Source organism: Arthrobacter sp. SLBN-83, from assembly GCF_006715285.1.
GTDB lineage: Bacteria > Actinomycetota > Actinomycetes > Actinomycetales > Micrococcaceae > Arthrobacter.
Genome location: NZ_VFMX01000001.1, coordinates 443,870 through 455,736, shown reverse-complemented (window position 1 = coordinate 455,736; position 11,867 = coordinate 443,870). Strand labels below are relative to the sequence as shown.

Genomic DNA, 11,867 nt, shown 5'->3' with positions numbered 1-11,867 from the left:
CAGGTACCGATGCGCTGGGGCGACATGGACGCCTACGGCCACATCAACAACGTCCAGATCGTGCGAATGCTGGAGGAAGCGCGGATCGCAGCTTTCGGGCCACCGCGGGGGGCGGGCCTGCCTGGCATCGAGCCCCCGGTGTCGTTGTTCAACGACGTCCCCGAGGGCACGCTTGCCTTGATTGTTGACCACAAGATCCGCTACGTCAGGACCCTGGAGTACCGCAACGTTCCGGCCGTGGTCCAGGTCTGGATCGGCGCCGTCAAGGGAGCGAGCTTTGACATCCACTACGTGGTCCAGGACCCCGTCACCGGGGAGGACTGCGTGAAGGCGAGCAGCCACCTCGCCTTCGTGGACGAGGCGTCGGGCCGGGTGCAACGGCTCACGCAGGAGCAAAAGGAGCGGATGGCCCCCTACAGGCACTAAGACTCTGGTCAGGGCTGCACGTAACACAGGACTGTAGAACCTGACTGCAAACTCCCGGCTGGAACCACGATCCACAGCGAAAGGAAGCCTGATGGCACGGAACAAGAAGGCCCTGAACAAGAAGGCGCACGAGATGAGCCGCAGGAACAAGATGCATGGTGGCAGGAAGAAGAAGACCTGGAAGGAGATGTCCCCGGCCGGCAAGGTGGGTACCATCGTCACTGCGATCATGCAGGTGTCCCTGCTGGTTGCCGCCCAGCGCGATATCTCGCGCAGGCCTGCTGAGCTGATCAACGGGCCGAAGGCTGCGTGGCGGGCAGCGTCCTTCGTCAACTTCATCGGGCCCATGGGGTACTTCATCTTCGGCAGGAAGCGGCCTGCCACCGCCAAGTAACAGGCCCTGGCGGTCCGGGAGTTCAGCCGGCGTGGAGCGGGCGCCCAGCTTGACCCTGTAAATTTGTGGGCATGACCCCCACTGCCACTGCTGCCATGACCCGCGCCCTCGGCATCTCCAAGGAGATTGAGGATGCAGCGTGGTTCGTACTGGGGCCGGGTCTGCAGGGCAAGGCGTCACCCCTAGACGGCCGCACCCGGACGTGGTCCGTTCCGGCCGCCGCTGAGCTGCTCGACCGGCTGGAACGGGGCATCGCTGACTCCAAGGCTCCCATGATGACCAACCTCCGCGAAAACCTGGAGGGTGCCACCCGCGGGGCCAAGCAGCTGGCCGTGGAACTGCTCTTCCTGCAGTCCCTGCCGCTGGCGCACGAGGTGAAGTCGCTGAAGGTCAAGCGTGCCCGGGTGGCGGAGGCCGCGGGCTGGCTCGAGCCGCCGCTGGAACTGCCCGAAGAGCTGTACGCCGGCATGACGGACCACGGCGTCATCCGCGATCGCACCGCTGAATTCAACTGGACCATCTGGGACCACCTCAAATGGCTGTGCCGGTTCGTCCGCAACGTCGCCCAGCGGCCGGCCAGCGTAGTGCAGGCAGCCATCAAGGACCCGCTGCAGTTCCACCGCCTCGCCGCATCGACCCCCGACGACCAGCCGGCCATCCGCCGCAGCATCGAGTTCCTGGCCTGGCCCAGCTATTTCGAGCCCGTGGTGGCGGACGTGGAACGCCAGGAGATCCGGGACGCCTTCGCCTCCCTCGTGGGCGGGGCCAAGGGAGACAGCGAAGAAGACGTCACCGCGGATATCCACCGCATCCGGCTGCACTTGGACGAACAGGCCGGCCAGCGCATCGACTGGTACTCCCGCCAGCTGGTCAGCCAGTGGCGGAAAGTGGGCGACCCCGGGAGGCGTGCCTGGCTGCTCCGGACGCACAGCGACAACGCCGAGCTGCTCACTGCCTGGCACGGCGAGGAGAAGGTGACGCTCGACGTCGAACACCTCCGCCTGCTAGAGCCAGGCGTTACCGCCGGCGTGGTGCAGCACGCGGTGGATGAGGACTACAAGCACCTGGGCTACGTGGAACGCGAGGACACCAAGACCGCGGTGTTTGCCTTCCTCACCGTCATGAAGCCCGGTGACCTGGTGCTCTACCAGCACGCCGGAACCGTGCGCCTTGGCGGCGTCCTGGGGGAGCCCGAGTACAACGATGACAACCGCCGGCTGCGGCGCAAGGTGCGCTGGTTCGACGATGGGCACACCACCACCAGCCTTCCCCGGCACGTCCAGCGGCAGCTTGCCACCCCCGGCATCGTGGTGGACGCCACCCGCGTGGTGCAGGCGCTGCAGGCGCTGCTCCCTGCCGAGGCGGAAACCGAGCCTGACGGCGATGCCGACGGTGCCGCCGTCGTCCTCCCTGCCCAGGAGGGCTTCCGCCCGCTGACGCAGGAATTCGCCGCCTCGCTGCACATGGAGCTGGAACCGCTGCAGGAGATCGCTGACCTGCTGGAGGAAAACCGCCAGCTGGTCCTCTACGGCCCGCCGGGCACCGGCAAGACCTACCTGGCCAAGCACCTGGCGGCCGAACTGGCGGACGACACCACGGACGAGCGCGTAAAGCTGGTCCAGTTCCATCCGTCCTACGCCTACGAGGACTTCTTCGAGGGCTACCGGCCGGACAAGACCGACGACGGGCAGGTGTCCTTCAAACTGGTGGCCGGGCCGCTGCGGCGCCTCGCGGAGGAAGCGGCCAAGCCCGGGAACGAGAAGAAGCCGTACTTCCTCATCATCGATGAGATGAACCGCGCCAACCTGGCCAAGGTGTTCGGCGAGCTGTACTTCCTGCTGGAGTACCGGGACGACCGGATCTACCTGCAGTACAGCCCCAACGAGCCATTCACCTTGCCGGACAACCTGTACATCATCGGGACCATGAACACGGCGGACAGGTCGATTGCCATGATGGACGCCGCCATCCGCCGCCGGTTCTCCTTCATCGAACTGCACCCGCAGACCGAACCGGTCAAGGGTTCCCTGGCCCGGTTCCTGCAGGCACGCCAGCTTGATCCCACGCCGGCTCTGCTGCTGGACGCTCTGAACGGGGCCATCGATGAGTGGGACCGGGACCTGATGATCGGCCCGTCCTACTTCATGAAGCCCGCAGCCCAGACCTCCGCCGGGCTGCGCCGGATCTGGAAGTACGAGCTCATGCCGCTGCTGGAGGAGCACTACCACGGCCAACTCACGCGCGCGCAGCTGGAGGAGCGCTTCGGGCTGGACCAGCTGCTGGGACGCATTGCAGCGCGCTGACCCGCGGGCGCCGGGCTCTTCAAACGGCCGGATGCGGCATTTGGTCCTCGACGAGCTGTCCAGCGGCCTGGTGGAGCGGCTGGACGCACCCAGCGCTTCCGTCCTGAACTCCAGCGGCCTGGCTAAAGCGTCCCCGATGGGTATGGGGCTGTACCGGATCGAGCCGGTGGGCAAGGTGGGGTCGGTGCGGACAGCCACCGTCCAGCTGGACGTCCGGCCCAAGGACCGGCTGGGACTGAGCCGGCTCCTGTTCCTGCTCAGCTACGCGGGGGAGCAGGGCTTCCGGCCGGAGCTCGTGGCGGCCAGCGAGGACCTAGACCTGTGGAGCGCGCTGGCCGAGTCACTGGCACAGCTTGCCGAACGGGCCCTGGGCCGCGGCGTCCTGCAGGGCTACCTCACTGTGGACGAGTCCCTGCGCACCGTGAAGGGGCGAATTAGGATTTCGGACCAGATCTCCCGCCGCCCTGGCATGCTGGTTCCCCTGGAGGTCTCCTACGACGAGTTCACCGAGGACATCGCCGAAAACCGCATCCTGCGCGCCGCACTTGAACGGATGGGGCAGGTGCCGGGGGTGCGGCCCGAAGTGCTGGGCCGGCTGCGCCAACTGAAGGGAAAGCTCGACGGCGTCACGCGCCTTCCAGCTGGCGCCCCGGTGCCGCCGTGGAAGCCCACCAGGATGAACCTGCGCTACCACGCTGTACTGCGCCTGGCGGAGCTGATCCTGCGCAACGCATCCGCCGAAGCCGGCGAAGGCAGGCAGCAGACGGCCTCGTTCGTGGTGGACATGGCGCAGGTGTTCGAAGACTTCGTGGGAACCGCACTGCGCGGCGCCATGGCTGCCTATCCGGGCGAGCTTAGGCTCCGGTACAACGCCCTCCTCAGCGAGGCCGTGCGGGATTCCGACCGCCTGTCGGTCCGCCCGGATGCTGTGCACCTGCTGGGCGGGCGCCCCGTGGTGGCCTACAACGCCAAGTACCGGGCCGCCTCGGATGCCGGTGCCTCCCTTACCGCCGACCACTACCAGATGCTGGCCCACTCCACCGCGCTCGCCGTGCCCACCGCCTGGCTGGTCTACGCAGGGAAGGGCGAAGTGAAACTTCGCCGCATCCTGAACACCGACATCGACATCGTGGAGTTCCCGTTGGACCTTAGCCAGCCGCCGTCGGCCATCCTTGCCTCAGTCCAGGAACTCGCCCGCCAGTCGTGGGGCGAAGTGGTCCGCCAGGCCCGGAACGGCTGACGCACCCGGCTGCCCGCCGTCGTCGTCCTTTCAGACCGGCACGCGGAACGTAAAGGTTGTTCCCTTGCCCAAGGTGCTCTCCACGTCGATGGTGCCGCCGTGTGCTTCGACGATTGCCTTGCTGATGGGCAACCCCAGGCCCACGCCGGGGATAGCGGTGCGCCGGACGCTGCTGGTGCGGAAGAATTTGGCGAACACCTCGGAAGCGTCCTCCGGGGTCATGCCCATCCCGGTATCGGTGACGCGGCAGGCCACGTGCCCGTCCTCCCGCGCCAGCGACACCACCACCTGGCCACCGTCCGGCGAGTACTTGATGGCGTTGGACACCAAGTTGTCCAGGACCTGCGAAATCCGCGCGCTGTCCACGTGGGCCTCCAACCGTTCCGGCGTGTCGGCATGCAGCTCGACGCCGGCGGCTGCCGCCCGGGGCATCGCCGAGGACACGCTGCTCCGGATGAGATCGGCAACGTCCACGGCGTGCGGCGTGACGATCAGTTGGCCGTTCCGGCTGGACAGCAGGTCGGATACGAGGGTCAGGAGCCGCTCGGAATTGCGGCGGATGATTTCCAGCATCTCGCGCTGCGCCTCGTGCGGTTCGTCGGCGAGCAGGATTTCCACATAGCCAAGGATGGAGGTCAGCGGGGTGCGGAATTCATGGGAGACGCTGGAGACGAAGTCGTCCTTGGCGGTGAGCGCGTTCACCAGGTCCGTGACGTCGCTGAAGACGATCACTGAGCCGGTGAACTTGCCGTCGGAGTCCCTCATGGCGCGCGCCGTGGTCACCAGTGCCCGCTGATCGTTCCCTTCCCCGAGCCAGACCAGGTAATCCGTGAAGGTTTCGCCCAGGACGGCGCGCCGCACTGGACGCTCCTGAACGGGGATCAGGGTCTTCCGGTCCGCCCCGTAGACCAACAGCTGCGACTCGTTGGGGTCCGCAATATTCTTTGGCCGGGCCAGCTCGTGGTTGGCGCGCTGCTTGCGGTTCATCAGGACGTCGTGGCCGTCGGCGTCCACGGCCAGGACGCCCAGATGCACGGTGTCCAGGATGGTGTTGAGCAGCGATTCCTGGCGCTTGCTGGTGCGCAGGTTGGCCCGCAGCTGCTCGTCCTTGTCCTCCAGCTCCTTCTGCTGGCGCATCATGCTCAAGGTCAGGACGCTGACCGACACTCCGATGCCCAGCATCATGACGGGCAGCAACAGGGAGCGGGCAAAGTCCTGCGGGTTCTGGTTTCCCTTCAGTAGCAGCGGCACCCAAATGATGGCCAGCGGTCCCAGGAAGGACAGCCACAGGGCCGCCCGTGCGTAGTACCCGGAGGCGCAGAGCCAGATGACCGGAAACACCGCCAGCAGGCTGATGCCCGCAAGGCTTTCCTGGCCGCCTTCCCTGCCCGCCGCGATGGAGACGAAATCCAGTAAGGGGATGGCCAGGAAGCTGGTGTAGGGCAGCCGTTCCCAGGGAATGACATAGCAAAGCGCCATGATGGCCAGCTGCGAGATGAGGAACGTGACGAACAGGGGGTTGCCCATGGTCTCGGGGAAGAAGGCCCATACCAGGACGGCTGTGAGGATGGTGGTCACGAACAGCGGCATTTGGCTCATGGCCACGCGGTCGGTCAGCCGGTATTCATGGAATGGCCGCTTGAAGAATCGCAGCCGTCCGGAGGACCAGGCCGTGGGGTTGCTCATGGCGCGGAGGACGCGGACGTCGGGCTGTGCGAGACCATACCAGCAGGATATCCGCAGCCAGCTATACTTCTGACGTTGGCACTGAGGGGGCTCTATGAGTGAGGCACGTGTGGGTCTGGTCATCGAGGATGACCACGACATTCGGGAACTGGTTCGCACTGTGCTGACCCAGGCTGGGTTTGACGTCACTGTCGCCAGCGGCGGCGCCGAGGGCGTCCTGATGGCCAAGAGCCTGAATCCTGATGTCATTACGCTCGACCTGGGCTTGCCGGACATTGACGGCTTTGAGGTTTCCCGGCAGATCCGCGAGTTTTCGGATGCCTATATCGTGATGCTCACGGCGCGGACAGAAGAACTGGACACCCTTATCGGGCTGGAATCCGGCGCGGACGACTACCTCACCAAGCCTTTCCGCCCGCGGGAGCTGCGGGCGCGGGTTGCTGCCATGATGCGCCGGCCGCGGTCTGTTCCCGACCCCGGCGACGTTGCCGTTGATGCTTCCCCGGATAACGCTTCCCACCCGGAGCGTGGAAACTTCAGCCACAACGGCCTGGAGCTCAGCTACGCCTCACGTACCGTCACCGTTGACGGCAAAGAGATGAACCTGACGCGCACCGAGTTCGAGCTGCTGTACGCGCTCCTCGAAGCGGGGCGGACGGTCCGGACCAAGTCCGACCTGGTGCGGCGGCTCCGCGATGAGGATTACGACGTCGGCGGCTACATCAGCGAGGCCGACGAACGGTCCGTGGAGGTCCACATGGGAAACCTGCGCAAGAAACTGGGTGACTCGCCGCAGCAGCCGCGGTGGCTGCAGACCGTCCGCGGAGTGGGCTACCGTTTAGCGCCGGGGCAGCACTGAGCCTGCAGCCGGTGCATGGTTTGCCTGCTGCACTGGGTGATGGGCCGCAGATAGGTGGCGGCCAGCCTGGGCAATGCCACCGCCATATCAGCGTGGCGTGCCTCGGCGCGGATCTCGTTTTCCAGGTCCAGGGCAAGTCCTGCCAGGCGTTCGGCTCCAACCATTTGGCTTGACGTCTTCAGGCTCAGGACCGCGTCCATGGAGCCCTCCAAATCACCGGTGGTCAGGGCGAGCCGCAGCCGGCCCAGCCGTTGCGGCAGGTAGTCGATGAAGTTCCCTACGAAGACCCGGCTGTAGCCTTCTTCCTCCTCGAGTTCGTCCCGGAGCCGGTCCAGGACGGACTGGTCCACCAGCGGCCTTGGCGCATCATCCGACGTGCTCATGACACTCCTTTCTGCTGGATTTGGGGACCTCGAAAACCGGGTGTTTGAGCGGGGGATCTTGTTCTGTTTCAGGTTAGGACCGTTCCCGCGACCTAGGAGAAGACTCGGGAAGAATTGTGGTTTTCTTGATGGGACTGCGGTTTTCGGGCCATAAGATCGATGCCAGTGCTTTTTCGCATTGACGTCGTCAGCGGCCATAGCCGCCTTTTCAATCTGGGGATAGATTGCCGTGTTCCGAACTCTTAGGACTTTATTTGTCGCGCTCATAGTCGGGGCTGGGCTGGCGTTGTCCATCGTCCAGCCGGCCAGCGCAGCCACGACACCGCAAATCACGCTCAATCCGGGTTCCGGTCCGGTCGGTTCCGCCGTCACGGTCACCGGAACCGGGTTCAAAGCTGCCACCACGGGCACTGTGATTGTGGGTTCCACTACTTTCGCTTTCCAAACCACATCGACCGGCGCTTTCAGCACCGGCATCACCATTCCGGCCGCATCTATCGGAAACCTCACCATCACTGCCAAGACATCGTCCATCAAGGCGTCGGCCACCTTTGTGGTGCAGGCAGCCCCTGCTCCTGCGCCCGCGCCGGCGCCAACCATCAGTTCCGCCCCCTTGCGCTTCGGGGTGGCAACGCCGGGGGGACCTACGGCCAGTACTGAGCTGGACGAGGTGGCCACCCTGGCAGGGGAAGTCCCCTCCGTGGTGATGAGCTACAAGGACTTCCTGCAAGCCCCGCCGATCACCGAGTTGGATGCTGTGCGCTCGCGCGGAGCCACCCCCCTTGTCACTTGGGAGCCGTGGGCCTGGGGAGGCGGAGTGGACCAGCCCGCCTATTCGTTGGCCCGGATCACCGCAGGCGACTTTGACGCCTACATCAGCCAGTGGGGCCAGTCCCTGGCGGCCTGGGGCAAGCCGGTCATGCTGCGCTTCGCCCACGAAATGAACGGCAACTGGTATCCCTGGGTCGAGGGCGTCAACGGCAACCAGCCGGGTGAATACGTGGCCGCCTGGCGCCATGTCCATGACGTTGTTGCCGCTACGGGAGCAACCAACGTCCAGTGGGTCTGGTCCCCGAACGTACCCTACTGGGGATCGACCGACCTGACAGGTTTGTTCCCCGGCGCAGGCTACGTGGACATCGTGGCATTGGACGGCTACAACTGGGGCAGCTCGCAAACCTGGAGCAGCTGGGTTTCCCCGGTGGACCTCTTTGCGCCCGGCATTTCCCAGCTCCGCACCCTGGCACCCGGCAAGCCGGTCCTGATCGCCGAGACGGCATCCAGCGAGTTGGGTGGTTCCAAAGCCTCCTGGAACACGGATCTGGTGTCCTACCTGGCTGCCCAGCCGGATGTTATGGGCTTCGTCTGGTTCCACATGCAGAAGGAAACGGACTGGCGCATCAACAGCAGCGATTCGTCGGCCTCGGCCTTCAAGTCCGCACTGTTGGCCCGGAGAAGCTAGGGGATAGGGGATAGCTGCTCTGAAACCGTCAGTGGCGGATTGCCTGACCGCGGCAACCTGTCCATCCTGTCTGTCCAGGATCAAGGACGGCGGCAGAAACGGCTAAAGATTGCCTCAAGATTTATCTGTCAGGCGCCGGCTTCGAGGAAGTGGACCAACTGGGATTCGAGGGCTGAACGATCCTTTAGCTCACACTCCCAGACGGTCAACACTTCCCAGCCGGCGTCTTCCAGTTGGCGGCGTTGGCCGGCGTCGCGCTCGCGGGTCCGGGTGCGCTTCGCAACCCAGAACTCCGCATTGGCTTTCGGGGCGTGCAGACCAACGCGGCAGTCGTGGAAATGCCAGAAGCAGCCATTCACAAAGATCACCTTGTGCCGCCCGGCGAAGACGAGATCCGGGTTGCCCGGCAGCTTGGTGCCGCCGGACCTGCCGTGCAGGCGGTACCGGTAGCCCCTGGCGTGCAGGATCCGGCGCACCAACAGTTCGGGCTTGGTGTTCTTGCCGCGGATCCGGGACATGTTCCAGCTGCGCTGCTCGGGGGTGAGCTTGTCTGCAGTGGGCTTATCCGCCATCCCTCCAGTCTAGGAGGCCTTAGATCTCGCGTTCCGGTTGTTCGCCGAACACGAAGTGGCGGCCGCTGACGGACTTCGGCTCAATCTCCACGTAAAAGTCCTTCAGGGTGGGAACCCAGGTCTTCAGTCCGAGTTCCTCGATGGCCGCAAGTTCAGCCGAGTTGCTGAGGACCCGTGCCGTCCCGCGGAGAATCACGGACCACGCTTCCTGCGACAGGATGCCGTCGGTTTCGAACAGCACCTTGGAGTTGATGGTCAGCTGCGCAAGCTTGTTCCCGGGAGCGGTCCGCAGGTAGACCTTCCGGTTCGAAGTCACGTAGTTCACCGGGAAGATGTCCGGTTCTCCCGCCACCGAGACCACCAGCCGCCCGTGCTGCGTTGCCGCCAGGAGACGCCACGATTGCTCATCATCGAGTTCCAGGACGGGATTGCCGTCCGCGTGTTCAAACATCATGTCGCCATTCTTCTACCTCAGGTAGAAATGCGCCAGAGGCTTTGTACCCGCAATTCCCGGCCCTTTTGTGACATCTCCGTCAATGCTTAACAGAGCGGAAACAGGCCTGTGACCGGATTGTCTTTCCAGCTGGATAGCGTCGCACGCAGGGCCATTACGGCTGAATGCGAAAAGAAAGCGACGCACCCAATGGGCAACGACAGAGACACAACGCAACTGCTGGAACCTGCGGCACCTGCTGATGCCGCCGTCGTCGGACGTTCTCCGGCAACGCCGACGGCGGGCAACAGCTCGGCTCTGAACGCCACCAAGGAAAGCCTCGAGGATTACACGCTCCGGTTCGCGCCGCGCTCCTACCGCAAGTGGAGCGCCGGGGTAGTGGCCACCAGCGCCCTGGGCGGCATTGCCTACCTGGCGGACTTTTCGATCGGCGCGAACATCGGCATCTCGTACGGCACGGTCAACGCACTGCTGGGAATCCTGGTGGCCGCCGTCGTCATCTTCGCAACGGGCTTTCCCTTGGCGTACTACGCAGCCCGCTACAACATCGATCTGGACCTGATCACCCGTGATTCCGGCTTCGGCTACTACGGATCGGTGGTCACCAACGTCATCTTTGCCACCTTCACTTTCATCTTCTTCGCGCTCGAGGGCTCCATCATGGCGCAGGGGCTGGAATTGGGGCTGGGGATCCCGCAGTGGATGGGGTACGCCGCGTCCACCGTGATCATCATCCCGCTGGTGATTTACGGGATGAACACGCTGGCCAAACTGCAGGTCTGGACCACCCCGCTGTGGCTGCTCCTGATGGTGGTGCCGGTGGGTTACCTGCTGATCTCGCATCCGGAGAGCATCGACAGCTTCTTTGCCTATAGCGGTGCGACCGGTGACGGCGGCCCCAACCTTGCGTCCGTGATGCTGGCCGCCGGCGTGTGCCTGTCCCTGATGGCGCAGATCGCCGAGCAGATCGACTACCTTCGCTTCATGCCGCCGCGCACTCCTGCGAACCGCGGTGCCTGGTGGCGCGCGGTGATCCTGGCTGGCCCGGGCTGGGTGATCTTCGGAGCCATCAAGCAGATCGTGGGCCTGTTCATCGCCATTTACTTGATCGCGTCGTTGGATCCGGCCGCCTCTGCCACTGCCAACGAGCCGGTGCACCAGTTCCTGGGCGTGTACCAGGAGATGATGCCGGCCTGGCTGGCCATGACGCTGGCGGTGGTGTTGGTGGTCATTTCGCAGATCAAGATCAACGTCACCAACGCGTACTCCGGTTCGCTGGCCTGGACCAACTCCTTCACGCGCATCACCAAGACGTACCCGGGACGCATGGTGTTCGTGGTGGTGAACCTGCTGATCGCGCTGGTCCTGATGGAAGCCAACATGTTCGACTTCCTCAACACCATCCTGGGGTTCTATGCCAACTGCGCCATGGCGTGGGTGGTCACGGTGGCGTCCGATATCGCCATCAACAAGTACCTTTTGAAGATCTCGCCCAAGGTACCTGAGTTCCGGCGCGGGATGCTGTACGCCGTGAACCCAGTGGGGTTCGTGTCCATGCTGGCGTCTGCGGGTGTTTCCATCGCAGTGTTCTTCGGGGCATTCGGTGCCGCCATCCAGCCGTACTCGCCGATCTTCGCGGTGGGCCTGGCGCTCGTGCTGCCGCCGGTGCTGGCCGTTCTGACCCGCGGGCGGTTCTACCTGCGGCGTGTTGACGACGGCATCGAGCTGCCAATGTTTGACGGCGACGGAAACCCAAGCGACGCCAAGCTCCTATGCCACGTGACCGGCTTGGAGTTCGAGCGTCCGGACATGGTGCGTTCCGCACAGGACGCGCCCGACGGCGGCCCGCAGTACGTTTCTTCGCTCGCGTTGTCGACGGACAAGACGGGGGAACTGGTCCTGCCCGCCCAGAAGTAACGTCTTTTGATTAGGGAAGCCGGCGCACTTTGGTGCGCCGGCTTCCTTTATGACTTCTCTTGTCGCATTGCAGCTGGTAGACAGTGCATCGGGGGCCTTGTGCCTGTGGATAAGTGCGGTCGTCAAAATGTGACGTGGGCTACCCTTAAGTCACTGTCCGGAGCAAGCCGT

At 64.5% G+C, this 11,867-nt stretch carries 11 protein-coding genes; 7 read left to right on the top strand and 4 right to left on the bottom strand.

Annotated elements, in window-relative coordinates; all coding sequences use genetic code 11:
• Positions 1–9: 9 nt before the first annotated feature.
• From FBY30_RS02025 to FBY30_RS02010, 4 genes are all read left to right on the top strand, one after another.
• On the top strand, positions 10–426 hold the full coding sequence (locus tag FBY30_RS02025; RefSeq protein ID WP_142130953.1) for an acyl-CoA thioesterase: 417 nt from the start codon (positions 10–12) through the stop codon (positions 424–426).
• Positions 427–577: 151 nt separating this feature from the next.
• A complete protein-coding gene (locus FBY30_RS02020) occupies positions 578–820 on the top strand; it encodes a PLDc N-terminal domain-containing protein (RefSeq protein ID WP_142134823.1) in 243 nt (80 codons plus the stop codon).
• Between the two features lie 71 nt (positions 821–891).
• Complete coding sequence (locus tag FBY30_RS02015; protein WP_142130952.1) at positions 892–3,123, top strand: McrB family protein; 2,232 nt, start codon at positions 892–894, stop codon at positions 3,121–3,123.
• A 31-nt stretch (positions 3,124–3,154) separates the two neighbouring features.
• On the top strand, positions 3,155–4,363 hold the full coding sequence (locus FBY30_RS02010; protein WP_142130950.1) for a 5-methylcytosine restriction system specificity protein McrC: 1,209 nt from the start codon (positions 3,155–3,157) through the stop codon (positions 4,361–4,363).
• A gap of 30 nt (positions 4,364–4,393) precedes the next feature.
• On the opposite strand, the gene FBY30_RS02005 is transcribed toward FBY30_RS02010, so the two are convergent.
• On the bottom strand, positions 4,394–6,049 hold the full coding sequence (locus FBY30_RS02005) for a sensor histidine kinase (RefSeq protein WP_142130948.1): 1,656 nt from the start codon (positions 6,047–6,049) through the stop codon (positions 4,394–4,396).
• A gap of 94 nt (positions 6,050–6,143) precedes the next feature.
• Here FBY30_RS02005 and FBY30_RS02000 point away from each other — a divergent pair, with 94 nt between their 5' ends.
• A complete protein-coding gene (locus FBY30_RS02000; protein WP_200830618.1) occupies positions 6,144–6,908 on the top strand; it encodes a response regulator transcription factor in 765 nt (254 codons plus the stop codon).
• On the opposite strand, the gene FBY30_RS01995 is transcribed toward FBY30_RS02000, so the two are convergent.
• Positions 6,881–7,291 carry an Hpt domain-containing protein gene (locus FBY30_RS01995; RefSeq protein ID WP_142130946.1) on the bottom strand — a complete coding sequence of 137 codons (411 nt, stop codon included), beginning with the start codon at positions 7,289–7,291 and terminating at the stop codon, positions 6,881–6,883. The genes FBY30_RS02000 and FBY30_RS01995 overlap by 28 nt on opposite strands.
• Positions 7,292–7,571: 280 nt before the next feature.
• On the opposite strand from FBY30_RS01995, the gene FBY30_RS01990 reads away from it, so the two are divergent.
• Positions 7,572–8,753: a glycosyl hydrolase gene (locus FBY30_RS01990; protein ID WP_442858293.1), complete on the top strand. Its 1,182-nt coding sequence runs from the start codon at positions 7,572–7,574 to the stop codon at positions 8,751–8,753.
• A gap of 128 nt (positions 8,754–8,881) precedes the next feature.
• On the opposite strand, the gene FBY30_RS01985 is transcribed toward FBY30_RS01990, so the two are convergent.
• Together FBY30_RS01985 and FBY30_RS01980 are read right to left on the bottom strand one after the other, a co-directional pair.
• Complete coding sequence (locus FBY30_RS01985; protein WP_142130944.1) at positions 8,882–9,325, bottom strand: very short patch repair endonuclease; 444 nt, start codon at positions 9,323–9,325, stop codon at positions 8,882–8,884.
• 19 nt (positions 9,326–9,344) lie between these two features.
• On the bottom strand, positions 9,345–9,779 hold the full coding sequence (locus tag FBY30_RS01980; protein WP_142130942.1) for a pyridoxamine 5'-phosphate oxidase family protein: 435 nt from the start codon (positions 9,777–9,779) through the stop codon (positions 9,345–9,347).
• Between the two features lie 189 nt (positions 9,780–9,968).
• Between FBY30_RS01980 and FBY30_RS01975 the strand changes: the two genes are divergently transcribed.
• The gene (locus FBY30_RS01975; protein WP_142130941.1) at positions 9,969–11,696 is read left to right on the top strand and encodes a purine-cytosine permease family protein; all 1,728 of its coding nucleotides are present in this window, start codon (positions 9,969–9,971) and stop codon (positions 11,694–11,696) included.
• Positions 11,697–11,867 lie beyond the last annotated feature (171 nt).